The sequence below is a fragment of the Streptomyces sp. NPDC020845 genome, from assembly GCF_044334165.1.
In the GTDB taxonomy this organism is placed as follows: Bacteria; Actinomycetota; Actinomycetes; order Streptomycetales; family Streptomycetaceae; genus Streptomyces.
In genome coordinates this window covers 539,837-565,972 of record NZ_JBIRSJ010000003.1, presented here as the reverse complement: position 1 = coordinate 565,972, position 26,136 = coordinate 539,837, and the positions used below count along the sequence as shown (strand labels likewise).

At 71.6% G+C, this 26,136-nt stretch carries 21 protein-coding genes and 2 pseudogenes; 13 read left to right on the top strand and 10 right to left on the bottom strand.

Going from position 1 to position 26,136, the window contains the following annotated elements:
• Positions 1 to 5 precede the first annotated feature (5 nt).
• The 7 genes from ACH4U7_RS09645 to ACH4U7_RS09615 form a co-directional block, all read right to left on the bottom strand.
• The gene (locus ACH4U7_RS09645; protein WP_398527404.1) at positions 6 to 1,469 is read right to left on the bottom strand and encodes an SDR family NAD(P)-dependent oxidoreductase; all 1,464 of its coding nucleotides are present in this window, start codon (positions 1,467 to 1,469) and stop codon (positions 6 to 8) included.
• Between the two features lie 117 nt (positions 1,470 to 1,586).
• On the bottom strand, positions 1,587 to 2,705 hold the full coding sequence (gene pqqE / locus ACH4U7_RS09640) for a pyrroloquinoline quinone biosynthesis protein PqqE (protein WP_398527403.1): 1,119 nt from the start codon (positions 2,703 to 2,705) through the stop codon (positions 1,587 to 1,589).
• Entirely contained in the window at positions 2,702 to 3,061 is a 360-nt protein-coding gene (pqqD, locus tag ACH4U7_RS09635) for a pyrroloquinoline quinone biosynthesis peptide chaperone PqqD (RefSeq protein ID WP_398527402.1), read from the bottom strand. Before pqqD ends, pqqE begins: the two co-directional genes overlap by 4 nt.
• Positions 3,058 to 3,750: a pyrroloquinoline-quinone synthase PqqC gene (gene pqqC / locus ACH4U7_RS09630; RefSeq protein WP_398527512.1), complete on the bottom strand. Its 693-nt coding sequence runs from the start codon at positions 3,748 to 3,750 to the stop codon at positions 3,058 to 3,060. The genes pqqD and pqqC overlap by 4 nt, the downstream gene beginning before the upstream one ends.
• A gap of 86 nt (positions 3,751 to 3,836) precedes the next feature.
• Positions 3,837 to 4,745 carry a pyrroloquinoline quinone biosynthesis protein PqqB gene (gene pqqB, locus ACH4U7_RS09625; protein WP_398527401.1) on the bottom strand — a complete coding sequence of 303 codons (909 nt, stop codon included), beginning with the start codon at positions 4,743 to 4,745 and terminating at the stop codon, positions 3,837 to 3,839.
• 10 nt (positions 4,746 to 4,755) lie between these two features.
• Positions 4,756 to 4,908, bottom strand: a complete 153-nt coding sequence (gene pqqA, locus ACH4U7_RS09620; RefSeq protein ID WP_014174696.1) for a pyrroloquinoline quinone precursor peptide PqqA — start codon at positions 4,906 to 4,908, stop codon at positions 4,756 to 4,758.
• 114 nt (positions 4,909 to 5,022) lie between these two features.
• Complete coding sequence (locus ACH4U7_RS09615) at positions 5,023 to 6,816, bottom strand: alpha-L-fucosidase (RefSeq protein WP_398527400.1); 1,794 nt, start codon at positions 6,814 to 6,816, stop codon at positions 5,023 to 5,025.
• 318 nt (positions 6,817 to 7,134) lie between these two features.
• On the opposite strand from ACH4U7_RS09615, the pseudogene ACH4U7_RS09610 reads away from it, so the two are divergent.
• The 3 genes and pseudogenes from ACH4U7_RS09610 to ACH4U7_RS09600 form a co-directional block, all read left to right on the top strand.
• Positions 7,135 to 8,358: pseudogene (locus ACH4U7_RS09610) on the top strand (glycoside hydrolase family 27 protein); the annotation flags it as partial.
• A gap of 174 nt (positions 8,359 to 8,532) precedes the next feature.
• The gene (locus ACH4U7_RS09605) at positions 8,533 to 9,345 is read left to right on the top strand and encodes a hypothetical protein (protein ID WP_398527399.1); all 813 of its coding nucleotides are present in this window, start codon (positions 8,533 to 8,535) and stop codon (positions 9,343 to 9,345) included.
• 13 nt (positions 9,346 to 9,358) lie between these two features.
• Positions 9,359 to 10,438, top strand: coding sequence for a PQQ-dependent sugar dehydrogenase (locus ACH4U7_RS09600; RefSeq protein WP_398527398.1), 1,080 nt, complete (start codon positions 9,359 to 9,361; stop codon positions 10,436 to 10,438).
• A gap of 77 nt (positions 10,439 to 10,515) precedes the next feature.
• Here the strand turns inward: ACH4U7_RS09600 and ACH4U7_RS09595 are convergent, their stop codons facing one another.
• A complete protein-coding gene (locus tag ACH4U7_RS09595) occupies positions 10,516 to 11,658 on the bottom strand; it encodes a glycoside hydrolase family 105 protein (RefSeq protein WP_398527397.1) in 1,143 nt (380 codons plus the stop codon).
• A gap of 135 nt (positions 11,659 to 11,793) precedes the next feature.
• Here ACH4U7_RS09595 and ACH4U7_RS09590 point away from each other — a divergent pair, with 135 nt between their 5' ends.
• The 6 genes from ACH4U7_RS09590 to ACH4U7_RS09565 all read left to right on the top strand — a co-directional run bounded on the left by ACH4U7_RS09590 (position 11,794) and on the right by ACH4U7_RS09565 (position 18,359).
• Complete coding sequence (locus tag ACH4U7_RS09590) at positions 11,794 to 13,152, top strand: glutamine synthetase (RefSeq protein WP_398527396.1); 1,359 nt, start codon at positions 11,794 to 11,796, stop codon at positions 13,150 to 13,152.
• 230 nt (positions 13,153 to 13,382) lie between these two features.
• Complete coding sequence (locus ACH4U7_RS09585) at positions 13,383 to 14,507, top strand: amidohydrolase family protein (RefSeq protein ID WP_398527395.1); 1,125 nt, start codon at positions 13,383 to 13,385, stop codon at positions 14,505 to 14,507.
• 62 nt (positions 14,508 to 14,569) lie between these two features.
• Positions 14,570 to 14,929, top strand: coding sequence for a hypothetical protein (locus ACH4U7_RS09580; protein ID WP_398527394.1), 360 nt, complete (start codon positions 14,570 to 14,572; stop codon positions 14,927 to 14,929).
• Between the two features lie 98 nt (positions 14,930 to 15,027).
• On the top strand, positions 15,028 to 15,819 hold the full coding sequence (locus ACH4U7_RS09575; protein WP_398527393.1) for an SDR family NAD(P)-dependent oxidoreductase: 792 nt from the start codon (positions 15,028 to 15,030) through the stop codon (positions 15,817 to 15,819).
• Positions 15,820 to 16,919: 1,100 nt separating this feature from the next.
• Positions 16,920 to 17,246: a glycoside hydrolase domain-containing protein gene (locus ACH4U7_RS09570; protein ID WP_398527392.1), complete on the top strand. Its 327-nt coding sequence runs from the start codon at positions 16,920 to 16,922 to the stop codon at positions 17,244 to 17,246.
• A 45-nt stretch (positions 17,247 to 17,291) separates the two neighbouring features.
• Positions 17,292 to 18,359, top strand: coding sequence for a zinc-dependent alcohol dehydrogenase family protein (locus tag ACH4U7_RS09565; RefSeq protein ID WP_398527391.1), 1,068 nt, complete (start codon positions 17,292 to 17,294; stop codon positions 18,357 to 18,359).
• A gap of 48 nt (positions 18,360 to 18,407) precedes the next feature.
• Here the strand turns inward: ACH4U7_RS09565 and ACH4U7_RS09560 are convergent, their stop codons facing one another.
• Together ACH4U7_RS09560 and ACH4U7_RS09555 are read right to left on the bottom strand one after the other, a co-directional pair.
• On the bottom strand, positions 18,408 to 20,501 hold the full coding sequence (locus ACH4U7_RS09560) for a 3-hydroxybutyrate oligomer hydrolase family protein (RefSeq protein WP_398527390.1): 2,094 nt from the start codon (positions 20,499 to 20,501) through the stop codon (positions 18,408 to 18,410).
• A gap of 20 nt (positions 20,502 to 20,521) precedes the next feature.
• A complete protein-coding gene (locus ACH4U7_RS09555) occupies positions 20,522 to 21,829 on the bottom strand; it encodes a CitMHS family transporter (protein WP_398527389.1) in 1,308 nt (435 codons plus the stop codon).
• A gap of 149 nt (positions 21,830 to 21,978) precedes the next feature.
• On the opposite strand from ACH4U7_RS09555, the gene ACH4U7_RS09550 reads away from it, so the two are divergent.
• The 4 genes and pseudogenes from ACH4U7_RS09550 to ACH4U7_RS09535 all read left to right on the top strand — a co-directional run.
• Positions 21,979 to 22,917 carry a LysR family transcriptional regulator gene (locus tag ACH4U7_RS09550; protein WP_043489464.1) on the top strand — a complete coding sequence of 313 codons (939 nt, stop codon included), beginning with the start codon at positions 21,979 to 21,981 and terminating at the stop codon, positions 22,915 to 22,917.
• A 91-nt stretch (positions 22,918 to 23,008) separates the two neighbouring features.
• Positions 23,009 to 24,274 (top strand): CaiB/BaiF CoA transferase family protein, encoded by a 1,266-nt coding sequence (locus ACH4U7_RS09545; protein WP_398527388.1) that lies wholly within the window; start codon positions 23,009 to 23,011, stop codon positions 24,272 to 24,274.
• A complete protein-coding gene (locus tag ACH4U7_RS09540; protein WP_398527387.1) occupies positions 24,264 to 25,184 on the top strand; it encodes an HpcH/HpaI aldolase/citrate lyase family protein in 921 nt (306 codons plus the stop codon). The genes ACH4U7_RS09545 and ACH4U7_RS09540 overlap by 11 nt, the downstream gene beginning before the upstream one ends.
• Positions 25,185 to 25,346: 162 nt before the next feature.
• A pseudogene (locus ACH4U7_RS09535) lies at positions 25,347 to 26,132 on the top strand (SGNH/GDSL hydrolase family protein); the annotation flags it as partial.
• Positions 26,133 to 26,136: the final 4 nt, after the last annotated feature.

Below are 26,136 nucleotides of genomic sequence, written 5' to 3'. Positions count from 1 at the left end.
TACGCCTACCAGTCCGTGGGGGCGTAGTCCTTCAGGAAGCAGCCGAACAGGTCCTCGCCGCCCTCGCCCCGCACGATCGGGTCGTAGACGCGGGCCGCGCCGTCGACGAGGTCGAGCGGGGCGTGGAAGCCCTCGGCCGCCAGCCGCATCTTGTCGGGGTGCGGGCGCTCGTCGGTGATCCAGCCGGTGTCGACGCTGGTCATCAGGATGCCGTCGGCCTCGAACATCTCACGCGCGCTGGTGCGGGTCAGCATGTTCAGGGCGGCCTTGGCCATATTGGTGTGCGGATGACCCGCGCCCTTGTAGCCGCGGCTGAACTTGCCCTCCATGGCGGATACGTTCACCACGTACTTGCGCCGCGCGGGCGAGGCCGCCATCGCCGGGCGCAACCGGCTGACCAGGATGAACGGCGCCGTCTCATTGCACAGCTGCACTTCGAGCAGTTCGACGGGGTCCACCTCGTGCACCCGCTGGATCCAGGTGTTGGTGTCGTCGAGGTCGGGCACAAGACCGCCCGCGTCGATCGCGGTCCCCGCCTTGATCCGCGCGGGTGAGGCGGAGCCGCTGGTCAGGGCGAGGGCGGTGAGGTCCTGTGGGCTCAGCGCACTGTCCCGCGCGGCCGCCGGCCCCGGCAGGGCCGCCTGCGCGCCACTGCCGAACGCACCCAGAACGGCGGAGTCCGGCAGCTCCCCGGCGGGCAGCGCGGCCGATTCGCCCGCTATGAGCTCCGCGTACGCGGCGGGCGTACGGCGCACCGTCTGCGCGGCGTTGTTGATCAGGATGTCCAGCGGGCCCGCCGCGCTCACCGAGTCGGCGAGCGCGATCACCTGGGCCGGGTCCCGCAGATCGATGCCGACGATCTTCAGCCGGTGCAGCCACTCCCCGCTGTCCGGCATGGCCTTGAAGCGGCGGATCGCGTCGTTCGGGAAGCGCGTGGTGATGGTGGTGTGCGCACCGTCGCGCAGCAGCCGCAGCGCGATATACATGCCGATCTTCGCCCGGCCGCCGGTGAGCAGCGCCCGGCGCCCGGTGAGATCGGTGCGCGCGTCGCGGCGGGCCCGGTTCTTGGCGGCGCAGTCCTGGCAGAGCTGGTGGTAGAAGGCGTCGACCTCGACATAGCGGGTCTTGCAGGTGTAGCAGGACCGGGGCCGCTGCAGGATGCCCGCGATCGGGGTGGTCACCGAGCTGGTCAGGGCCAGGCCCAGCGTCTCGTCGTCGATGCGGTCGGCGGCGCCCGTGGCCGTGGCCTCGGTGACCGCCTTGTCGTGGGCCGTCTTCGCGGCCCGGCGCTCCTGGCGCCTGCGCTGCTTGACCGTCCGGTAGATGCCGGAGGTGGCGCGGCGCACCGCGATGGCGTCGGGGTGGTCGACCGGCAGCCGGTCGAGCTCTTCGAGCACGCTCAGGCAGGTCGCCAGACGCTCCGGGTCGATGCCCGCCTGCTCGGCCCGGCCCTCTTCAGTCACCGTCATTCGCCGCTGCCGCTTTCTGCTGAGCCCGTTCCAAGGGCGGTGCCCTGGGTGGTGGTGGGGTGGGTAACGGCGAAACTTTACGGAAGCGGGGGCGGCAGCGCCAAACCCGGGGCCGGCTCACCCCCGCCCGGGTTTGCGGTAGACGTAGCCCGGGCCCACCGCGGCGGTGTCGTCGTCGGTGTCGTCCGGCCCGGGCCCAGGGGCTCCGGCGAGCGCGCGGATCAGACCGTGGTGCGGGGAGAGCCTACAGGCCGGGTCCGCGGCGGCGGCGTCGCCGGTCAGCGCGTACGCCTGGCAGCGGCAGCCGCCGAAGTCCTCCGCGCGGTGCGCACAGCTGCGGCAGGGCTCCTTCATCCAGGTCTCGCCGCGGTAGTGGTTGAAGGCCCCGGAGTGGTTCCAGATCCAGTCCAGCCGGTGGTCGCGTACGTTCGGCGGGTCCAGGCCGGGGATCGTGGCCGCCGCCGGGCAGGGCAGCGCGGTGCCGTCGGGCGCCACGGTGAGCGAGACCGCTCCCCACCCGCCCATACAGGGCTTGGCCACCCCTTCGAAGTAGTCGGGGACCACCCACACCAGGTCCATCGAGCCGTCCAGCCGCTCCCGCCACCGCTCGACCGCGTCGCGGGCCCGCGCCAGCTGTTCGCGGGTGGGCAGCAGCGCGGTGCGGTTGCGCAGGGCCCAGCCGTAGAACTGGGTGTTGGCCAGCTCGATCCGCTGGGCGCCCCAGGCGGCGCCCAGCTCCACCAGGTCGTCGAGGGCGTCGAGGTTGTCGCGGTGCAGCACGGTGTTGAGGCCCAGTGGCAGCCCCGCGTCCCGGACCAGAGCGGCGGCCCGCTCCTTGGCGGCGAAGGACCGGCGCCCGGCGATCCTGTCGGAGGCGCCCGGGTCAGAGTGCTGGACGGACAGCTGGACGCCGCGCAGCCCGGCGTCCACCAGCGCCGCCAGCCGCGCGGCCGTCAGCCCGACGCCGCTGGTGACCAGCTGGGTGTAGATCCCGGCGGACTCGGCGGCCGCGGTGATCGTCTCCAGATCGGTGCGCAGCAGCGGCTCCCCGCCCGAGAGATGGGTGTGCACCACGCCCAGCTCCCCGGCCTGCCGCATCACCTCGGCCCACTCCTCGCCGGTCAGCTCCCGGGAGCGGCGGACCAGCTCCAGCGGGTTGGAGCAGTACGGGCAGTGCAGCGGGCAGCCGTGGGTGAGCTCGGCCAGCATGGCCCAGGGGGGCGGCGCACCGGTCATCGCAGCCAGCCCTCCCGCCGCAGTCGGCCCAGGAAGGCGGGGACCTCGGTGGCCACGGGGGCGCCGGGGAAGCGCCCGGCCAGGTCCGCGACGATCGCGTCCACGTCGCGGATGCCGTCGCACAGCCGCAGGATCTCGCCCGCGGTGCCGCGCAGCACCACGACCCGCTCGGGCAGCACCAGCAGGTCCCCGTCGCGCACCCGGTCGTGGCGGAGGTGGACCGTGGGCTCGAGGGCGGGCCGCCACGGGGGCGTGGCGGCCGGGGTGGTGTCGGCTTTTTTGGCCGTGTCGGCTTTTTTGGCCGTGTCGGCTTTTTTGGCCGTGTCGGCGGTTTCCTTGGCCGTGTCGGCGGTCACGGCCCCTCCTTGGGGTCGGCGTGGTCGATCGCGTCCAGCAGCGACCAGAGCACATCGCATTTGAAGGTGAGCGCCGCCACGGCCCGCTCCCGGTCGTCCTCGGTACGCGCCCAGGACAGCACCAGGTCCAGGGCCTCCCGGCTGTCCTGGCGCCCCTGGGTCTCGCGGGTGCGGAAGTACGCGAGCCCGTCGCCGTCGATCCACCGGTAGTGGCGCTCGAAGGCGTCGATGCGGGTGCGCATGATGTCCGGGGCCGACAGCTCGGTGAGCGAGGCGGCGACCGCCTCCAGCGGGGAGCGCAGCCGGCAGAAGTTGACGTAGCCGTCCACGGCGAGCCGCACCCCCGGCAGCACGCTCCGGCCGGACAGCAGCAGGGTGCGGTCGAGGCCCGCGGCCTCGCCGAGCCTGAGCCACCGCTCGATCCCGCCCTCGCCCTCGGCCGCGCCGTCGTGGTCCTGGATGCGCCGCAGCCACATCCGGCGCAGCGCCGAGGTCTCCAGCTTGGCGGTGATCAGGGCGTCCTTGACGGGGATGTAGCGCTGGTAGTGGAAGCGGTTGGCGATCCACCTGCGCAGCTCATCGGGGGTCAACTCACCTTGGTGCATCCGGATGTTGAAGGGGTGGCGGTCGTGATAGCGCTCGCGCGCCACGGTCCGCAGCCGCTCCTCGAACTCCTCGACGTCGCTCATGGCCACTCCGTTCGCTTCTCCGTCCGCGCGGCGCAGAGGTGCGGGCATCGTCGTCGTCTGCGGCCCGGCGGCCGCGCGTACGACGCTCATAGCTCGATCACCATCCCGTCAGCGGCCACCTCGAGACCGAGCCCGGCCAGCGCCTCGTACTGGGGCGCCGCCGGGTCGGCGAGGGGGTTGGTGTTGTTCAGATGGGTGTAGAGGCAGCGGCCCGGCAGTTCGGCGAGCCGCTTGGCGGTGCCGCCGGGGCCGTCGATGGGCAGATGTCCCATACCGGTGGCGGTGCGGGTGGAGAACCCGGAGCGCCGGGGCTCCTCGTCGTCCCAGAACGTGCCGTCGACGATCACGCAGTCCGCCTCGGCGGCCGCCCGCTGGAAGGCGTCCGGCCAGGCGGCGAGGGCGGGGGCGTAGAGCAGGGACCCGCCGGTGTCCCGGTCGGCCAGGCGCAGCGCCACCACCCACGCGTCGTCCCCTGCCACGTCGGCCTCCATGTCCGCCGCGTAGCGCGGGCGTTTGGCGGAGACCGGTACGGCGCTGACGGTCAGCGGCGAGCCCTCGGCCAGGGGCATCGGATCGCCGTCGAGGTCACGCCACCGCAGGGTGGTGTACGGGCCCAGGACATCGCCGAGGTGGAGGCCGTCGAGCAGGGCGCGGCGTACGGGCGCGGTGGCGAGTACGTCGACGCCGCCGGCCGCCTCGCGGAGCCGGGCGATGCCGAGGGTGTGGTCGAGTTCCGCGTCGGTGAGGACCACTCCGGCCAGTGGGGTCTGGCGGGGCCGCGGCCCGGGGTGCAGTTCCGGGCAGTCCTCGATCTGGTCGCCGAGGTCGGGGGTGGCGTTGACCAGGTACCAGTGGCCTTCGGTGGCCCGTACGGCGAGGGAGGCGTGGCGGCGGCGCCGGCCGGGGTGGGCGCGTGCCCCGGAGCAACCGGGGCACGCGCAGTTCCACTGAGGCAGTCCGCCGCCCGCCGCGGTGCCGAGCACGCGCAGCAGCATGGCGGCGCCGTCAGCGGGTGGTCAGCGAGTAGGCGGTGACCTCCAACGCGGTGTCCACGACCACGTAGTCGGGGGTCTGCCAGGCCGTCTCCTCGATGCGGGGGCGGGCCTGCTCCGCCGTGCGCCTCGACTGGGGTTCGTTGCGCTGCACGGTCTCGTTCATGTCCGTACCTGCCTTCCTGTGTGTTGGGGGTGATCCACGGGACGGTTTCCCGCGGATCCGCACGGAGGGTGAAGGGGTGCCGGGGGGTGAGAGGGGGCGAGGGGTTCAGGGGTCTTATGAGCTCTTCCCCGCATAGCCGGAGCCGATCCGCACCTCGTCGATGAGCAGCTTTTTGTAGCGCTTGGTGTCGGTGGCGGCGGCCCAGGTGCTGTTGACGGTGAGCCGGACATAGCGCTTGGTGGTGGCGGGGATGTCGATGAACTGCACGCCGCGGGCGCTGGGGAGGGTGCCGGTTTTGACGGCGCTCCCCCAGTCGGTGCCGTCGCTGGAGACCTGGATCTGGTAGTCGCGGATGCGGGCGGACTGTTCGGTGTCCGAGCGGGCGTAGCTGACCGACCATTCCCGCTGGTTGATGGCCAGGTACTGAATGCTCTTGGCGGAGCGCAGATCGAAGATGAGCGAGACGGGGAGCTTGGTGTTGTTGTCCCAGTAGCTCTGGGGATCGGCGTCGAGGACGGCGGACGCCGGGTGTCCGCTCGCCGAGGAGCTTGCGCTCGCGGTCATGGAGTCGGCGGGGATCAGGCCCTGCCTGCCGTCGGTCTCGACCTTGAGGACCGTGTCGTACGGGTCCCAGTCGGCGATCCCGGTGATGGTGATCTTGCCGCCGCCCTGGCTGAAATTCAGCTGCTTACCGGTGCGGAAGTCGGTGATCCGCTGGGCCCGGTAGCCGTTGTCGCGCAGCGTCAGGGTGGTGCCGGAGGGCTTGGTCAGAACGTGTACGAAGTGCAGATCCGGATCGGCCTTGGAGACCGTGGTCACGCCGTGGGCCCCGTCGTTCCAGGCCCCGGGGGCGAGCCCGCCGTAGCTGTAGCCGCCGCCCTCGGTGCCGTTCAGCGAGCCCCAGATGGCGTCCAGATAGGTCTTGGCGACGTTGTTGAACGCCTCCTGTTTGCTCGGGAACCGGCCGTTCACCTGAGCGGTCTCGGCCATGAGCGATTTGACGGAGGAGCCGGAGTTGGCGATCAGCCGGCGGAGGGTGAGCGCCTGGTCCACCGCCGAGTCGGTGCCGCTGTACCACCAGGCGCCGCTGCTGGGCAGCTTGAAACAGGCCTCGGTCAGCCGGGGCTGGGGGCTCCAGACCGCCTGCGGGTAGTCATAGGCCGGGGTCATGCCGGTCTTCTGCTCATTGCTGACCGTGTCCATGATCGGCGTGTCTTCGTTGTTGTTGCTCAGCAGCCAGCCGGGGCGGTCCGCGCGGACCTTCTCGTAGAGGCCGTGGTCGATCCAGTAGTCGTTGTCGTTGTCGATCCAGAAGCCGGACAGCTTCGGGTAGTTCCGCATGACCTCGACGAAGTTGTCGTACGAGAACTCACCGAACCCGTCGCGCGTGGTCAGATCGACATCGCGCCCCTTGTAGTCCGAGTACGCGTCCGAGTCCAGCCATTCATGGCCGCCCTCGTCGTGCCACTGCGGATCGTCGGTCATGTAGAGCACGACCTTGAGCCCCCGGGCGTCGGCGGCGCTGATCAGCTCGCCCAGGAAGTCGCGTTTGGTGGAGCAGCTGCCGGGGATGTCGGACGGCCAGGCGCGGGAGTACCCCAGACGGCTGTGGAAGGAGGCCAGCACGAGGTATTTCGCATGCAGTTTCTCGGCCTCGCCGACCCAGTAGTCGGCGTTCCAGCCGCCGTCGGTCACGGCCTTCTCCCAGGCGGAGCAGCTGGTGTAGCCCGGTGAGGTGCGCATGCCCCAGTGCAGGAAGAGTCCGGCCTGGGAGTCGCGCAGCCACTGCTGCCGCGCATGCACGACCTCGGCCCGCGCGGGGGCGGGGCCCGCGAAGAGGAGGGTGCCGACGGCGAGCAGTGCGGTGGCCAGCCAGGCGCGAAGACGTCCGCGCGGTCTGCGGCTCATGGGGCTCCTTCCCCGGGGCTGTCGGTACCGGGCGAGGGGAGACGAGTGGTGGTGTTCGGGGGTGGTGTTCTGTTGAAGAGTTGCGAGCCACTTGGCCCGGGTCAATGGGGCGGACACAAAAATCCTCCGATCTCTATTGCCCGACCTGACGGATTATCACTTATCAAGTCAGCAGAAATCGCAGGTAGTTAGCCGCAGGCGTGCCACCGAGCGGCCTCTGGTCATCTTCTGGCCCGTACCAATCCTTGACTCGGCAGACCACACCTCCTACCTTCCGCGATGCATCGCACACGGATGCCTCAGCTGCGTTCGGAGGAGATGATCATGCGAGGAAACGTACGATCCGGCGGACTCCGCTCATTGGTCGCGGTGGCCACCGCCACCGCGACCACCGCGGCAGCCGCCATCACCTTCACGCTCACCGCCGGGGCCGGACAGGCCGCCGCGCTGGACAACGGCCTGCTCCGCACGCCCCCCATGGGCTTCAACAACTGGAACGCCACGCACTGCGACTCCTCGTTCAACGAGTCCATGGTCAAGGGGGTCGCCGACGCCTTCGTCTCGCTCGGCCTCAAGAACGTCGGCTACGAGTACGTCAACATCGACGACTGCTGGGCGGAGCCCAGCCGGGACTCGGACGGCAATCTGGTGCCCGACCGCACCCGCTTCCCGAACGGCATCAAGGCCGTGGCGGACTATGTGCACTCCAAGGGGCTCAAGTTCGGCATCTACACCAGCGCCGGCACCAAGACCTGCAACAGCGCCGGCTTCCCGGGGGCGCTGAACCACGAGAAGCAGGACGCCAAGCAGTTCGCGTCCTGGGGCGTGGACTACCTCAAGTACGACAACTGCAATAACCAGGGCGTGGACGCCCAGCAGCGCTACAAGGCCATGCGCGACGCGCTCGCGGCCAGCGGGCGGAAGATCGCGTACAGCATCTGCGAATGGGGCCAGACCAACCCCAAGGTGTGGACCTGGGGCGAGCCGGTCGGGAATCTGTGGCGCACCACCGGCGACATCAGCGACAAGTGGTCCAGCATGATCGACAAGGTGCACATCAACGACGACCTCGCGCAGTACGCGGGCCCGGGCCACTGGAACGACCCGGACATGCTGGAGGTCGGCAACGGCGGGATGACCGCCACCGAGTACCGCACCCACTTCAGCCTCTGGGCGATGATGGCGGCGCCGCTGCTCATCGGCAGCGATATCCGTGACGCCTCGGCCACCACCCAGTCGATCCTGAAGAACACCGACCTCATCGCGGTGGACCAGGACACCCTGGGCAAGCAGGCGACCATCGTGTCCTCCAGTGGCGGCAAGGTCGTGTACACCAAGCAACTGGCCAACGGCGACCGGGCGGTCGCCCTGCTCAACGAGAACTCGTCCACCAAGACGATCTCCACCACGGCCACCGCGATCGGCCTCGGCGGCTCGTCCTCGTACGGGCTCAAGGACCTGTGGTCCAAGGCGACCAGCACCACGACCGGTTCGATCAGCGCCTCGGTGCCCGCGCACGGCACGGTGGTGTTCCGGGTCTCCCGCGGCTGAACCGCGGCAGAACCACGAACCCGCGCCGGGCTGTTGACGGGATAGGAACGTTTCTTTACAGTCCCCCTCAACAGCGATTCACCTCATGCGTCACTCCCCCACCGCGGCCTCTCCATATCCAGTCAGTTCATGGATATGACCAAAGGTCAGACAGGAGAATCACTGATGAAGCGCAAACGGCTGCCCGGGCCCCGCACCACGGCGGCCCTGGCGGCGGCGGTCGCGCTGCTCCTCCCCACCACAGTCGCCGCCCACGGCGCGGAGCGCACACGGCAGGCACCCACGGCTTCCTGGAGCCTCAAGTGGAGCCCCGCGTCGGGGGCCGGCGTCGCCGACTCCTTCGAGGGCGCCGAGGACGACCGCGCCGACTCCCACCCCGGGGTCACCCATATCTACCCGAGCGGGGGCGGGTTCCGCACCGACATCCACTATCCCAAGGACGTGGACACCAGCACCGACCGCCAGCGCAACGAGGTCAGGGGCATGCGGCAGAACGGCGCCGCCGTGAAGATCCTCAAGGACGAGACCTGGCGGGTCCAGTACCAGATGTATGTGCCGGACACGCTGGACGCGACCACCGGCTTCACCCACATCATGCAGATCAAGGTGGGGGACGTCGCCGCCCCGCTGTTCACCATGTCGCTGCACCAGCACGACAACGGCCCGAAGGTCGAGATGCGCACCTCGGACGACGCGGAGAACCTGACAGAGGCCGGGGCCGCCGATATGTCGCCGATCCAGGGCAAGTGGAGCGATGTGTCGGTCGAGGTGAAGGCGTCCGACTCCGGGGCATACATCGACTGGTCGGTCGTCACCGACGGGAAGACCGTGGCCAAGTACAAGCGCACGGGTCTCGACATGTGGCGCGGCAAGAACTATCTGCGGCCCAAGTGGGGCATCTACCGCAGCCTCAACAGCAGTGGACTGCAGACGACTTACCTGCTCACCCGCAACTTCAAGGCGTACAAGCTCCAGTAGGAGGAGACGCGCGATGAAGAGCCATCGGAACCTCGTGGTGGCGGCCACCGCCGCCGCACTCGCCGCCGGGCTGCTGGTCGGAACGGCAGGCACGGGCAACGCCTCGTCCGACAGAGTCGACTCGGCACCGTCCAGTATCAAGACCGTCTCGTCCGGCTGGTCGATCCCCTGGGGGCTCAGCTGGCTCCCCGACGGGTCGGCGCTGATCACCGAGCGGGACTCGTTCAAGGTGTTCAAGCTCACCCAGTCGGGTACCAAGACCCAGGTCGGCACGGTGCCCAACGTCGTGACCACCAGCGGCGAGGGCGGGTTACTGGGGATCGCGGTCTCCCCGAACTGGAACACCGACCACTACGTGTACCTCATGCACACCGCGTCCGAGGGCAACCGGATCGCCCGGATGACCTTCGACGGCTCCTCGCTGAGCGGCTACACCACGCTGGTCAGCGGCATCAAGAAGAACAAGTACCACAACGGCGGACGCCTCAAGTTCGGCCCGGACGGCTATCTGTACGCCACCGCCGGGGACGCCCAGACGTCCGACCTCGCCCAGGACAAGAACGCGCTCAACGGCAAGATCCTGCGGATGACCACGGACGGCAAGCCCGCCCCCGGCAACCCGTTCGGCACCCTGGTCTACTCCTACGGCCACCGCAACCCGCAGGGCCTCACCTGGGACTCGGCGGGGCGGCTGTGGGAGGCCGAGCTCGGCAACAGCAAGTACGACGAGCTGAACCTCATCGAGCCGGGCAAGAACTACGGCTGGCCGACCTGCGAGGGCAACTGCTCCACCTCCGGGATGACCAACCCCAAGCGCCAGTGGTCGGTCGGCGATGCCTCGCCCAGCGGGGTCACCTACGCCGACGGAGCCCTCTACATGGCGGCGTTGAGGGGCGAGCGGCTGTGGCGGATCCCGGTCGACGGCACCTCCGCGGGCACCCCGCAGGCGTACTACGTCAGTGAGTACGGGCGGCAGCGCACCGTCGAGACCGTCCCGGGCAAGAACACCCTGTGGCTGTCCACGACCAACGCCGACAACAACGGCGGGGAGCCGGACGGCGCGGACAAGGTGTTCCAGGTGGAGCTGAAGTAGTCTTCGCCACCGGCGCCCGGACACCTCACCTCACGTCGCGCTCCGCGGTCCGCCGCGGAGCGCGACCGTGCGGGTGGTCAGTACGCGAGCTGCTCATTCATGAGCAGGAAGGCGCCCAGGCCATGGAGATCGTTGGTGTTGCGCTTGCGGCCGAAGTAGTAGGCCAGATCCCCGACGTTGGTGCCCTCGCTGATGTCGGTGATGTCGGTCAGCCCGTCGGAGTTGACCTTCACCTTCTTCAGGACACCCTGATATCCGCGGCGCGCCGCGGACACATAGTCGCCACCGGTGATGTAACCGCGCTCCAGCGCCGCGTGCAGCATCAGGGTGTACATGCTGGAGGCCGAGGTCTCGGTCCAGTTGCCCGTCTCGCTCCCCTTGTCGACCACCTGGAACCAGCGGCCGGTGTTCCGGTCCTGGTAGCGGACGAACCCCTTGGCCAGGTGTTTGACGTTGGCGATGAGCTCGGCGCGCCGCGGGTGGTCCGCGGGCAGCAGATCCAGCGCCTCGATATGGGTCATCGCGGTCCAGCCGATGGCCCGGGCCCAGTGGTAGGCGGAGGTGCCGGTGGTCGGGTTGGGCGACCAGGGGGCGTCGCCGTCCGCGTCGAAGGCGTGGTAGAGCAGCCCGTTGGACGCCTTGAGGTGGGTGAAGTACACGGCCAGATTGCGGGCGACCTCGTCGTACGCGTAGGCCTCGTCCCCGTACGCGATGCCGTAGCGCAGCAGGAACGGCTGGGCCATGAACACGCCGTCCGCCCACAGCTCGTTGGTCTTGCTGGTGGCGTGCCACATGCCGCCGTCGGAGGTACGCGGATAGGTCGTGATGCGGGTGCGGATCTGGTCGGCGGCGGTGCGGTAGCGCGGATCGCCGGTCTCCTTGTGGAGGATCAGCAGCAGGTTGCCGGACTGCATGGCGTCGAGGTTGTTGAAGCTGTGGTCTATGTGGCCGCCCGCGTCCACGTAAGTGTCCACCCACCCCTTGATGTACGCGAGGTAGGACGGCTCCTTGACCCGCTGGTACACGCGGTAGGTGCCGTAGAGGAACAGCCCCTGCGTGTAGCCCCAGCCGCCGAGCGACTTCGGGTCGGGCTTGCGGGCGATGGTGGAGTCCACCACGGCCCGGGACCAGTCGGCGGGGGCCGCTTCCGCGGCGGTGCCGAGTGCGAGGCCGCCGGTGAGGCCCAGGGCGCCGGCGAGTACGGTCCTGCGTTTGATCACTGGTCGGCTCCCGAGTGTAAGGTTTCCGGATTTGTTCTGGACATGTCATCAATCGTAACGCTTGTGAGCCACGCGCGTTAGACCTCGATGACCCGCGAACACACCGGATGAGCGCACCCCGGACAGGAGCCGCCCGTGGACACCGAACACCGCGCACAGGCTCGGGCCCGGGCACGCGAGGCAGCCGGGGAGCTGGCCGCCCAGGGGATCGTCGGCACCGCGCTGACCTGGGTGGACAACGCGGGCCTCACCCGCGTCAAGGCCGTCCCCACCGCCCGGCTCGAACACGCCGCGCAGTGGGGCGTCGGCATGTCCCCCGTTTTCGATGTCTTCCTGGTGGACGACTCCATGACCACCAGCCGCCACATCGGCGGCCCCGACGGCGATCTGCGGCTCTTCCCCGACCTCGACCGGCTCACCCCGTTGGCCGCCCAGCCCCGCTGGGCCTGGGCCCCGGCGGACCGGTACGACGTGAGCGGGCGGGAACACCCGGTATGCCAGCGCCGGTTCGCGCACCGGATGGCCGAGCGGGCCCGGGAGCGCGGCCTTGGGGTGCTCATGGGCTTCGAGACCGAGTGGGTCGTCGCCACCGCCGACGCGCCGGAGTCGGAGCCGCGCTACCCCACCGCCGGGCCCGCCTACGGGATGAGCCGCCTGGTGGATCTCTCCGACTATCTCGCGGATGTGCTCGACGCCCTCCAGGCCCAGCGGGTCGAGGTGTTGCAGATTCACCCCGAGTACGCGCAGGGGCAGTTCGAGGTGTCCGTGGCGCCCGCGGGCCCGGTCGGCGCGGCCGATCTCGCCGTGCTGGTGCGCCAGACCATCCGGGGCGTAAGCGCACAGCACGGCCTGGCGCCGTCGTTCGCGCCCGTGGTCACCCCGGACACCGTCGGCAACGGCGGCCATCTTCATCTGAGCCTGTGGCAGGGCGAGCGCGATCTGTGCCGCGACGGGGACGGGCCGTGCGGTATGACGGCGACCAGCGAGGCGTTCCTGGCCGGCGTGCTGCGCGCGCTGCCCGCCCTGCTGGCCATCGGCGCCCCCTCGCCCGCCAGCTATCTGCGTCTTGAGCCCTCCCGCTGGGCCGGGGCGTATCAGTGCTGGGGGCTGGAGAACCGCGAGGCCGCGCTGCGCTTCGTGGCGGGGGCGCCGGAGGACCCCAGCGGGGCCAACGCCGAGGTCAAGTGTGTCGACCAGGCGGCCAATCCGTATCTGCTGACGGGCGCGGTCATCGCCGCCGGGCTCGCCGGGCTCGACTCCGGTCTGACACTGCCCCCTCCGGTGGCCGGCGACCCGGTGCACGCGGGCCATGAGCAGCGGCTGCCGACCTCGCTGCCCGCCGCCCTGGAACACTTCGACGCCTCGGACACGCTCCGCGAGGCGCTGGGCGATCCGCTCTTCGAGTCGATCGCCGCCGTGCGCCGCGCCGAGGCCGAGCTGTTCGAGGGGGCGAGCCCGCAGGACATCGCCGAGGCCACCCGCTGGAGGTACTGAGCCATGTCCGGCCACGGCGCGGCACGGCCCCGGCCGCCCCTAAGCGACCCCGAGGAAGTAGAGGCACGCCCCCACGCCGCCTGGCACGGCACCTCGCCGCGTTGTCGGAGTCGCCCAAGTACGCCCAGTACGAGGGCGCTCCTCCGCCTTGCGATGCTCCCCCAGCTACCGCTGGGAGGTGCCCCCTGACCAGACGACGCGGGAACCCACCCCTACTTCCCCGGGGCCGCTTGGTGGACCACCACTGCCACGGCCTGCTGCGCGGCGAGCCGGACGCCGCGGCGTTCGAGGCGTATCTGACCGAGTCGGACGCGCCCGCCGCGCCCGGCACCAGCTACTTCGACACCCAGCTCGGATTCGCGGTGCGCCGCTGGTGCCCGCCGCTGCTGGGTCTTCCGCCGCACTGCCCGCCCGAGCGCTATCTCGCCCGGCGGCGCGAGCTGGGCGCGGCGGAGGTCACCCGGCGGCTGCTGCGCGCCGCCGGTATCACCGAGTTTCTGGTGGACACCGGGCTGCCCGGGGATCTTATGAGCCCTCAGGAAGTGGCCGAGGCCGCCGGAGGCGCGGCGCGCGAGATCGTACGCCTGGAACACCTCGCCGAGCGGGTCGCGGACGCCTCACGGACCGCCGACTCCTTCCTCGCCACGCTCGACGGCGCCGTACGGGGGGCCGCGCTCACCGCCGCCGGGTTCAAGTCGGTGGCCGCCTACCGCTACGGTCTCGACCTCGCGCCCACACCGCCCGCCCCGGCCGCGCTCCGCGCGGCGGCGGACCGCTGGCTGGCCGCCCGCACCGACGGCGGCGACCCGGACGCGGCGCGGCTCGCCGATCCGGTGCTGCTGCGCCATCTGCTGTGGTCCGCCGCGCGTACCGCCCTGCCACTGCAGCTGCACACCGGGTTCGGCGACCCCGATCTGCGCCTCGACCGCTGCGACCCGCTGCTGCTCACCGACTTCATCCGCGCCGTGCGCCCCACCGGCTGCCCGCTGATCCTGCTGCACGGCTATCCGTACCACCGCGGCGCCGCCTATCTGGCCGCGGTGTATCCGCATGTGTACGCCGATGTGGGCCTGGCCCTGACGCACACCGGGGCGCGGGCGGGGGCGGTGCTGGCCGAGGTGCTGGAGGTGGCCCCCTTCGGCAAGGTGCTCTTCTCCACCGACGCCTACGGCCTGCCCGAGCTGTACGCGGTCGGGGCGCTGCTCTTCCGGGAGGCCCTGGACGCAACTCTGGCCCGCTGGGTCCGCGACGGCGCCTGGAGCGCGGCGGACGCGGAGCGGGTGGCGGCCCTGGTGGCCGCGGGCAACGCCCGCCGAGTGTACGGGTTGAACAGCACAATCACCGGCAATATCTAGAGTCGACCGTAAAATCATCTGCAACTGACGCGTATGGCACGGGTTTTCGTCACGATGGTGTCATGGACGAAGAGCACTTCCTGGAGCGCGCCAAGCAGTTCGCCCACCGGCTGGCCGAGCTCCAGAACCGTCTGGACCCCGATTCGTACGACCTCCTGCTGCGCATCCTCCGCGGTATCAACGACGCCATCGTGCACCGCCGCGACGGCGGCAGCGACAGCGGCAGTGTTGACGTGGCGTTCTCCCCGCGCGACCAGGATCGGTTCACCCCCGCCCTCAGCCGGGAGCTGGAGGAGCTGACCAGCCTGCTCGGGCCGCATGGCCTGCGGCTGGTGGTGGACTTCGGGGCCGAGCAGGAGCGCGACCGGATGGAGGTGGAGGCCATCGCGCGGGTGAGCGGCATGGACCCCGGGTGGTCGTGACATGAGCCGCGCGCCGTCGGGCAGTACCGTTCGTCCGGTAGTCCTGACCGGCCGTACGGCCACCACCCGGACAAGCCCACTACGCGGAGGAGACACGCATGCGGATCGGCGGCGCGACCGTCCTGCTCACCGGAGCGACCGGAGGCATCGGGCAGTCACTGGCCCGCGCCCTCGCGGCCAGGGGGGCCAAGCTGCTGCTCACCGGCCGCCGCGAGGAGGTGTTGCAGCCCTTGGCCGACCGGCTGGGCGCCCGGGCCGTCGTCGCCGATCTGGCCGACCGGGCTCAGGTGGACGACCTGATCGCCGAGGCCGCCGATGCCGACATCCTCATCGCGAACGCGGCGCTGCCGTCCAGCGGTGAAGTCCTCGGCTACGCCCCCGACGAGGTCGACCGCGCCCTGGAGGTCAATCTGCGCGCCCCGCTCCAGCTGGCCAGGGCGCTGGCGCCGCGGATGGTGGCGTCCGGCTCCGGCCACATCGTGATGATCGGCTCGCTGTCGGGCCGCACCGCCTCCCCCGGGGCGGCGCTCTACAACGCGTCCAAGTTCGGGCTGCGCGGCTTCGCGCTCGGGCTGCGCCAGGATCTGCACGGCACCGGGGTAGGGGTCTCGGTGGTGCAGCCGGGGTTCGTCCGCGACACCGGGATGTTCGCGGACTCCGGCGCCACCACGCCCCCCGGTGTCCGTACGGTCTCCGTCCGCCAGGTGGCGGTGGCGACCCTGCGCGCCATCGAGCGGGACCGCGCCGAGGTGAACATCGCGCCGCTCGAACTGCGCCTGGGCAGCGCCCTCGGCGGGCTCTTCCCGAGCCTGGCGGCGGTGGCCCAGCGCAACTCCGGGGCCGACCGTACGACCCGCCAGCTGGCGGAGGGCCAACGGCACAACCGCTGAGCCGAGCCTCGCGGCCCTGGCACGGGCTTCGTTCGCCGTACTCCCCCGGGCGCGGCGCCCGTGCTAGGGTCCACGCACCGTTCCTAAGCTGATTGGCCAGTATTGGCCGTATCGGGCATTCCGGACAGCTTGAGTTGCTGGTCGTGGATGCTGGGCCCCGAACGGTGTTGGGGCCGTGGGGCGGGTGCTTTCCGGGTGGGCGCGCTCGCGTCTGACGCACCACGGGGGTGCTGCGCGAGGTCCGTGCCGGAGCTGTCCGCTCCGTACGGTCTGAGGTGTGGTGACTCGACGCTGCGGGGGCGGTTGTCCCGGTGCGATCCTCCGGTCGCACGGCCCCTGTCTCAGCACACCGCAAGGCGGTGGTGGCAGGGGTTTGGCGGGGTCCGTCATGCCTGCGTCGGGCCGTACGGCCCAGACCGCGTCTGCCGACGACCACCGCGGCGGCATGATGCCCGCTCACGACGGTCGTCGAGCCGGTAGAAGTCTGCTCCTTCAAGGGGTTCAGCCAGTGCTGGGCGCCCCATCTACTCGTGTACGCCGGGTCGACCGCGATCACGGAGAGCCCGGCGTGGTGGGCCATCCCGGACAGGCGGTCACGAAACTTGGCCGTCGGGATCCCCGCCACCATGCGGCGGAAAGCCCTGCCGCGCCGCCCACGGCCCAGTTTCCGATACGCACCCGAGCTGCCAGATCCGCCCCCGCCAGAGCGCCAAGGTGAGTGCCCACCGCGCGAAGCACCTCCTCGTCGGCGGGCGAGAGGTGCAGGCCGGTGCGGATGCGGCACCCGGAGGGCGGGGCGACCACGAACGGGACGGACAGCGCACGGTAGGGGCGCTGCTCCCGCCCTTTCGCTCCCCGCGCCCGCTTGCCCATCGCCTTGCACCCCCACCCACCCGTGATGATCTCGACGAACCGAAGCTAACCCCCGCCCCACACCCCGGGAAGCACATGACAGCGATTGGAGAACAACTGATCCCATCTGTGCAGGAAGGGCCGAAGATGACCGCCGGCCAGATCATTCACCGCCGACCACAACACCCTGACCTGTCCGAAACGGCCGACGCCGGCCTACACATCCGGGAACTGCTTCCAACCCGACCATGAGCGGCGGCGACTTCCTGGCCGTCTCCAGCACGCAGTTCGATTCGGCGGCGGTCCGTGTTGGCCGTATCGGCCGCTACGGCACCCGGCAGGGCGGCACGCTCACCGTCACCGCGCCCGGTGCGAGCGACGAGCGGCGCTATGTGCGCGATGTGTCGCTGAACGGACGGGACCTGCCGCGGACCTGGCTGCCCTGGTCCTCGGTCGCCCACGGCGGTTCGCTCGCCCACCGGCTGGGCACCGAGCCGTCCGCCTGGGGCACCCGGCCGGGCGCGGAGCCGCCGTCGGTGGGTGGGGCCGGTCGCCCTGAGTCGAACGTGGTGTAGGTTCTACGGCCCCCACCATGTGCGGCTGAGCGAGGGAGCGGGTCCATGCGCGCTGTGGTCTTCGATGCCTTCGGGCACCGGCCCGAGGTCCGGAACGTCCAGGATCCGACTCCCTCGCGACGCGGCGCGGTCATCCGCGTCGAGGCGACCGGGCTGTGCCGCAGCGACTGGCACGGCTGGATGGGGCACGACCCCGACATCCGGCTGCCGCACGTACCCGGCCATGAGCTGGCGGGGGTGGTCGAGGAGGTGGGGCCCGAGGTCCTGAACTGGCGCCCCGGGCAGCGCGTCACCGTGCCGTTCGTCTGCGCGTGCGGGCGCTGCGGCGCCTGCGCGGACGGTGCGCAGCAGGTGTGCGAGCGGCAGACCCAGCCGGGCTTCACCCACTGGGGCTCTTTCGCCGACTACGTCGCGATCGAGAACGCCGATGTGAACCTGGTCGGCATCCGCGGCGAGCTGGCCTTCACCACGGCCGCCGGTCTGGGCTGCCGCTTCGCGACGGCCTTCCGCGCCGTGGTGGCGCAGGGCCGGGTGGCCCCGGGCGAATGGGTCGCGGTGCACGGATGCGGCGGGGTGGGGCTGTCCGCGGTCATGATCGCGTCCGCGGCGGGGGCACGGGTGGTCGCGGTGGACATCTCACCGCGCGCCCTGGCCCTCGCCCGGCGGTTCGGGGCGGAGGTGTGCGTGGACGCGGCCTCGACCCTGGGGTCCGTGGCGGACGCGGTCGCGGACGCGACCGGCGGCGGCGCCCATGTCTCGCTGGACGCGCTGGGCTCCCCGCGGACCTGCGCCGCGTCTGTCAATAGTCTGCGGCGGCACGGCCGCCATGTGCAGGTCGGTCTGCTGCCGCCGGCCGCCGGGAGCCCGATGCTGCCGATGGACCGGGTCATCGCGCTCGAACTGCGGCTGCTGGGCAGCCATGGCATGGCGGCGCACGCGTACGGGCCGATGATGGAGATGGTCGAGGCCGGGACGTTGCGGCCGGATCTGCTGGTCACCGACACCATCGGGCTCGACGAGGTGCCGGAGGCGCTGATGGCGATGGGGGCGGCGGCCGGCGCCGGGGTCACGGTCATCGAACCCCGGCGGCCGGCCACGGCCGCCCGGCGGTGAGGGCCTGGCGGTGACGGCCGCGCGGTCCGGCCGTGGCGGTCAGTCGGCTCAGCCGGGGATTTGTACCGTCTCGCCCGCGATCCTGACGCGGTCCCCGGCGGCCGGGCGGTCCGCGATGTCCGGGACGTTGGCGGCCGTCAGATCCGGGGCGTGGCCCGGCTCGCCGCCCCGGGGGACGGTACGTACGACCTGGCTGGGCGGCAGCTGTCCGCGCTCCGTGAGCCGCTGCCACATCAGGTCCAGCGCCTGCTGGTAGTAGTAGCCCAGCGGCACATAGCGGTTGTCGAAGCCGGGTGCCGTGGAGTCGAAGTGGTGGGCGTTGGTGACCTCGACATAGGCGACGGTCCCGGCGCCGTGCTGGGCACGGGAGTTGAGGCCCAGATAGGGCCTGGTGCTGTGGTTGACGGGGACCCGGGTGTCGTCGCGGCCGTGCACGATCAGCGCGGGCTTGCCGTGCAGATCGCCGGTGCGCCGGGTGGCGTCAAGACCCTCGGCGAGCCGCGCCGCCCACTCCCCTTCGGCGCGCGGGGCCTTGTTGAACGCCAGCCGGTAGACGCAGCTCTCGCCGCGCAGGTTGTAGTCGTGGCGGCCGTCCGGGCCTTGGGACTTGGCGTCGGCGACGGGCCCGCCCGGTGAGTTCTCGTCGATCAGCACCCCGGGCGCGGGCGCCCGGCCGGAGCTGGTGCCGAAGGCGGCGGCCAGTTCGGCGGTGCGGTACGGGACGGGGGTGCCCGAGGCGTCGGTGCGGGCCCAGCCGTAGCCGCACAGGGAGTCGACGACCGAGGCGCGGGCGAAGCTCATCGCGTACGAGGCGGGGGTCTGCGGATCGTAGTGCGCGAGCTGGAGATAGCTGGACTGCGGCTGGTATCCGGCGCGTACCAGGGCCTCCTGGGCCAGCCGGGGCAGCCCGTCAGGGCCCGCACGCTTCGCGTCGCGCCGGGAGATCAGCCGGGGGTCGTCGCCGACGAGGGCGGCGCAGCGGCGGTGGGCGGCCGCGGTGTCCAGGGAGGAGTAGCCGGGCGCGGTGGGCTCGGTGAGCGCGGCGCACGGCTGGAGCAGCGAGGCGAGGGAGCCGTACCGGATCAGCGGCAGTCCGGCGGCCGGCACCGCGCGCCCGCCCTGGGTGACCCGTATCCCGTTCAGCGGTGCGAGGTTCATCTGCGGCTCGGAGGCGACGACCGCGTCGATCAGCCCGCCGTGGTCGTCCTCGCCTGCGGCGACGGCCGCACCGCCGCCGTTGGAGACCCCGGTGGCGAGGACGGTGGTGGTGGCGGGCGTATAGCCGGCGCGGGGCGCGCCCTGGCGCCAGTCGCGGTCGAGGAGGGCGAGGGCCAGCTCCACCGAGCGCAGCACATCGCGCCCCCAGGTGGCCTGCGGGTTGGTCTTGGCATGCGCCGTCTTGTACGCGACGCGGTAGGGGCGCTCGGCGTCGAACCGGGCCCGCTCGGTGTCGCTCAGCCCGGCGTCGAACGCGGCGCGGTCCGCCGTCTGCGCCCGGGGGCCGGTCGTGCCGTCGTAGGCCATGACGGTGCCGGAGTGCAGATCGTCGAAGGCCGGGCCCATGCCCTTGTCGGTGTAGGCGACCGCGCAGCGGCGGTGCAGCCCCCAGGCCCCGGCGGTGCCCACCATGTTGTAGACGCCGCCCAGCCCGGAGGCGGGCGCGGCGACGACGCAGGGGCGGGACCTGTCGAAGTCGTCCGGGACCTGGACGACGAAGCTGACGCTGTGTGAGCCGCTGCCCGCCACGGCGCGGTACTCGACGCCCGCGACCTTGCCGTCGCCGGGCACAGGGCGGCCGCGGTCGACGTTCGGCCCGTACAGCCGCCCAAGGCCGCCGCCCGACCCGGCGGACAGCCCGGCGGAGGCCCAGATGGCCTGGCGGCGCAGCTCGGCGGCGGTGGGCCGGTCGGGGTCGGCCGGGGCGGGCGGCGTGGCTGTGCTCAGCCCGGAGAAGCCGAGCCCGGCGGTGAGCAGGTCGTCGCCGGCTCCGTCGTACCGTACGGAGCTCAGCGCGCTGATGTAGGAGGGGAGCCCGGCGCGGGGGGCGGCGGGCGCGGCCGTGGCGGCCGGGACGAGGGCGGCGGTGAGCGCCGCGGCCAGCAGCGGCGCGAGCGCGGCTGACCGGCGTACGGGTCTGGGCACAGGTACTCCTGAAGGTGAGGTCACAGCGGCAGGGCGCCGGTCAGCAGGGCGGCGGCGGTCATCACGAGCGTGGTGCCGAAGGCCCAGCGGAAGATGAACCGCTGGTGTTCGCCGAGCTGTACGCCGCTCATGCCGAGCAGGATGAAGGTGGCGGCGGTGAGCGGGCTGAGCGGGAAGCCGGTGGTCATCTGGCCGAGGACGGCGGCGCGGGCGACCTCGGCCGGGTCGGTGCCGAAGGAGTCGGCGGTGCCGGCCAGCACCGGGAGGATGCCGAAGTAGTAGGCGTCGGGGGTGAAGACGAGGCTCAGCGGCATGCTGGTGACCGCGACCAGCACCGGCAGATGGCCGCCGAGGCTGTCGGGGATCACCTCGACCATGGCCTGGGCCATCTTCTCGATCATTCCGGTGCCGGTGAGGATGCCGGTGAACACCCCCGCGGCGAAGATCATGGTGGTGACCAGCACCACGCTGTTGCCGTGCTTCTCCAGCAGGGCCTGCTGCTCCTCCCAGCCGGGGTGGTTGACCAGCAGCGCGATCACGAAGGCGAGGACGAACAGCACGGGCAGCGGCATGACCTCCAGCACCAGGCAGGTCAGCAGGGTGACGGTGAGCAGCAGGTTGAAGACCGTCAGCGCGGTGCCGGCCCGCGTGGCCACCCGGGGCGTACCGGGGCCGTCGCCGACCACCGCCGCCTCGGCCTGCGGCGCGTCGAGTTCCCCGAGCCGGCGGCGCTCGCGGCGGCCGATCAGATACGCGGCCAGCAGCACCCAGACGATGCCGGCGGCGAGGGCGGGCAGCAGCGGGGTGATCACATCCGAGGTGTCCAGCTTGAGCGCGGCGGCCGCCCGGGCGGTGGGGCCGCCCCACGGCACCATGTTCATCACGCCAGCGCCGAGGGCGACCACCCCGGCGAGGACCAGCCGGCTCATACCCAACCGCTGGTAGACGGGCAGCATGGCGGAGATGGTGATGAGGAAGGTCGACGCGCCGTCCCCGTCGAGCGCCACACAGACCGTCAGGGCGGCGGTGCCGACGGTGATACGCAGCGGGTCTCTGCGGGCGATCCGCAGGATGCCGCGGATCAGCGGTTCGAACAGGCCCGCGTCGACCATCAGGCTGAAGTAGAGCACCGCGAAGGCGATCATGATCCCGGTGGGCGCGACCTTGGACAGCCCGTCAAGCGCCATCGGGCCGAGATCGTCCCCGTATCCGCCGATGACCGCGGTGATCACCGGGGTGAGGACCAGGGCGACCAGGACGGAGACCCGTTTGGTCATGGTGAGCAGCAGGAAGCCGCCGATCGTGCAGAAGCCCAGTGCTGCCAACATGGCCCGCTCGCTTTCTCTTACCTCGGACGCGTTGCCGATGAGTTTCCGAGCGGCGAAAGATCCGCGTCCAGCATCGAACACAGATCTCTCTATGCGTTTAGCGCAACAGTTCCCCCGCGCGCCTCCCGCGTCTACTCTCCCGCTTCATGATGGACGTCACTTTGCGCCAGCTCGCGGCCTACGCCGCGGTGGCCCGCGCCGCGAGCTTCACCGCCGCGGCGGCCGACATGCATGTGTCCCAGTCCTCGTTGAGCCGCGCCGTCGCGGACCTGGAGCGCACGCTCGGCATGCGGCTGCTGGAGCGCGACACCCGCAATGTGCAGCTGACCCCGGCCGGGGCCGAGGCGCTGCGCATCGCGGACCAGATCCTGTCCGCGCACCGGGCGGGGCTGGCACAGCTGGGGCGCTATGTCTCCGGTGAGCGCGGCACGGTGGCGCTGTCGACCCTCCCCTCGGTGGCGGCCGTGCTGCTGCCCCCGGTGATCTCCGCCTTCCGCGCACGGCGCCCGGAGGTGACCGTACGGCTGCTGGACGGGCTTGAACGCCCGGTGCTCGAGCGGGTCGTGGACGGCGACGCGGACTTCGCCGTGTCCACCGTGGCCCGGCGTACGGCCGGGATACGGCTGCGCCCACTGGTCCGCGACCGGTTCGACGCCGTACTCCCCGAGCACCATCCGCTCGCCGAGAAGCCCGAGGTGAGCTGGGCGGACCTGGGCCGCGAGCCGTTCCTTGCGGTGGGCGCGGACTCCAGCGTGCGCCGGATGACGGACGCGGCCTTCGCCCAGGCGGGCCTGTCGGCGGACCCGGCGGCGGAGGCGTCGAGCGTGGCGACGGTGGGCGGACTGGTCGCGGCCGGGCTGGGGGTGTCCGCGATGCCCGCCCTGGTGCATCCGCTGGTGCCCCCGGGGAAGCTGGTGCGGCGCCCGCTGGTGGAGCCGGTGGTGGAGCGGCGGCTGCATGTGGTGCTTCCGGCGCGGCGGGCGCTGCCACCGGGGGCGCGCCGCTTTCTGGAGCAGTTGGAGGAGTTCCGCGACGCGGGTCATGGGCTCCCCGACGGGGTCTTCTGGGAGGACGGCGAAGCGCGGTGAAAGGGCCGCCCGGAACTATTGTGAGATCCGCATGAATTGATGCCCGTTCATTGCTGGACCCGCATATGGCCGACCCCGCAGCCTGACCCGTATGGACCGTATGGACAACGACAGCCGCGCGCCTCAGGGACAGCAGGGGCCCCGGGGACAGCAGGGACAGCAGGGACAGCAGGGACAGCTGACCGGCTTGAAGGTGGTGGAGTTCGCCCACGTCGTGGCGGGCCCCCTCGCCGGAGCGATGCTCGCCGACCAAGGGGCCGATGTGGTGCATGTGGAGCCCCCGGGTACGGGCGACGCGGCCCGCGCCATGGGGCCCCGGCGCGACGGTGTGCCGCTGTGGTTCAAGGTCGCGGGCCGCAACAAGCGCTCCGTCACCCTGGATCTGCACCACGAGGAGGGGCGGCGGATCGCCCATGACCTCATCGCCTGGGCCGATGTGGTGATCGTGACCCTGCGCGCGGGGCGGCTGCGCGCCTGGGGGTTGGACTGGGAGGCCGTGCACGCGGTCAACCCCAAGGCGATCCTGCTGCAGATCTCCGGCTTCGGCGCGACCTCCTCACGGGCCGACGCCCCCGGGTTCGGCAAGATGGGCGAGGCCCGCAGCGGGGTGGTGCATCTGACCGGGTTCCCGGACGGGCCGCCCGTGCACACCGGGTTCTCGCACGGGGACGCGGTCACCGGCCTGATGGGCGCGTTCGCGATCCTGGCGGCGCTGCACCGCCGCGACACCGATCCGCACTTCGACGGCGAGTGGATCGACCTGGCCCTCTTCGAGCCGCTGTTCCGGCTGGTGGAGTGGCAGATCATCGCGTACGACCAGCTCGGCGCGGCCCCGGAGCGGGCCGGCAACCAACTGGCCGTCGCGCCCGCCGCCGTCATCAACACCTACCGCAGCGGCGACGGCGACTGGCTGACGGTCACCTCGGCCACCACCCGCTCGGTGCTCAATGTGGTGCGGCTGCTGGGCCTGGACGAGGAGGCGTACGCGACCGTGGAGGCGCAGCACGCCGGGCGGGAGCGGCTGGATCACGCGCTGCGCGCGTGGGTGGCGGCGCGCCCGGCAAACGAGTGCCTGGCGGCCTTCGAACGCGCCGAGGTGGTGGCCTCCCGGGTGTTCAGCGCGGCGGACATCGTCGCCGACCCGGTCTACGCCGAACGCGAGGACGTCGTCACCGTCGACGACCCGGACCTCGGCCCGGTCCGGATGCAGGCCGCGCTGCCGCACTTCCGCCGCAACCCCGGTGCGGTGTGGCGCACCGGCCCGGCGCTGGGCGCGGACAACGGCCTGGTGTACGGGGAGTGGCTGGGCATCGACGGGGAGCGGCTGGCGAAGCTGGAGGGCCAGGGTGTCATCTGACCACTCCATCGACCACGACGGGGACCGCGAGCCGCTGCGTTCGCTGCTCTTCGTACCGGGCAGCCGCACCGGCTGGCTGCCCAAGGCCGAGGCGGCCGGCGCCGACGCGGCGATCCTCGACCTGGAGGACGCGGTACCGCGGGGCGCGAAGGAGGCGGCGCGGGAGGCGGTGGCCGAGGCCGTCGAGCGGGCGGCGCGGACACCGGCGCCGATGCGGCTGCTCGTACGGATCAACCCACTGGATCACGGGTCGGGCTGGGCGGGGGCCGAGGACCTGCGCGCGGTGGCCCGCCCGGGGCTGTACGGCGTGGTGCTGCCGAAGGTGCGCTGCGCCGACGACGTACGGATCGCCGACCGGCTGCTGGCCTGGTGCGAACGCGAGACGGGCCTGCCCGAGGGGCGGATCGCGCTGGTGCCGCTGCTGGAGACGGCGCGCGGGCTGCGCGAGGCGTACGACATCGGGCGGGCCGCCGGCCGGGTGGCGCACCTGGGCGCGCTGACCGCCCCGGGCGGGGACGTGGAGCGCGCGGTCGGCTACCGCTGGAGCCCGGGCGGCGAGGAGACCCATCCGCTGCGCGCCCGGGTGCTGCTGGACGCGCGCGCCGCGGGCAGCCCGCATCCGGTGGCCGGGCTGTGGGCGGATGTCGCGGACCTCGGGGGGCTGCGGCGCTTCGCGGAGCAGAACCGGGCGCTGGGGTACGAGGGGATGACGGTGATCCACCCGTCCCATGTGGCGGTGGTCAACGAGGTGTTCTCGCCGGACGCCGAGGAGCTGGCGCGGTGCGAGCGGCTGGTGGCGGCGGTGACGGCGGCCCAGGCACGGGGCGAGGGCGCGGTGTTGTTCGAGGGGCGGATGGTGGACGAGGCGATGGCGGAGACGGCGCGCCGCACCCTGGCCCGCCGGGTTTGACGACTCTGACCGGTTTGACGACTCTGACCGGCCGTCACCGGCCGGTCACTCTCATCCGCCCAGCCTCTTGACGCACCTCAGCAACGTGGCTACACACGATTGGGAGCGCTCCCATACCCCCCACCGAGCCGAGGAGGAACTCCCGTGCGGAGAACGAGGCTTCTGAGAACACTCCTGGCGATCCCGGCGCTGACCCTGGCCCTGACCGCGCTGCGGCCCGTAGGCCCCGCACCGGACACCGCGACCGCCGCACCGGACACCGCGACCACCACGTCGGACACCGCGGCCACCGCTGCCGCCGCTCCGGTGCGCATCATGCCGCTGGGCGACTCGATCACCGGCTCGCCCGGATGCTGGCGGGCGGTGCTGTGGAACAAGCTGCAGAGCACCGGCTACACCTCCGTCGACTTCGTCGGGACGCTCGGCCCGCAGGGCTGCGGGGTGCCGTACGACGGCGACAACGAGGGCCACGGCGGCTTCCTGGCGACGGCCGTGGCCCAGCAGAACCAGCTGCCCGGCTGGCTCTCCGCCACGCAACCGGACATCGTTGTCATGCACTTCGGCACCAACGACGTCTGGAGCAATATCGCCCCCGACCGGATCCTGGCCGCCTACAGCACGCTCGTGGACCAGATGCGCCAGAGCAACCCGAACATGAAGGTCCTCGTGGCGCAGATCCTCCCCATGAACCCCGGCTCATGTCCGGAGTGCGCCGCCCGGGTGACGGCGCTCAACGCCCAGATCCCCGGATGGGCGGCCACCAAGAGCACATCGCGCTCCCCCGTGATAGCGGTGGACCAGTGGAGCGGTTTCTCCACGGCCACCGACACCTACGACGGGGTGCACCCCAACGCCACGGGCGACAACAAGATAGCCGCGCGCTGGTACCCCGCGCTCACCAAGCTGCTGACCCCTGGTCCGGCGGACCGGGCCCCGAGCACCCCCGGGAGTC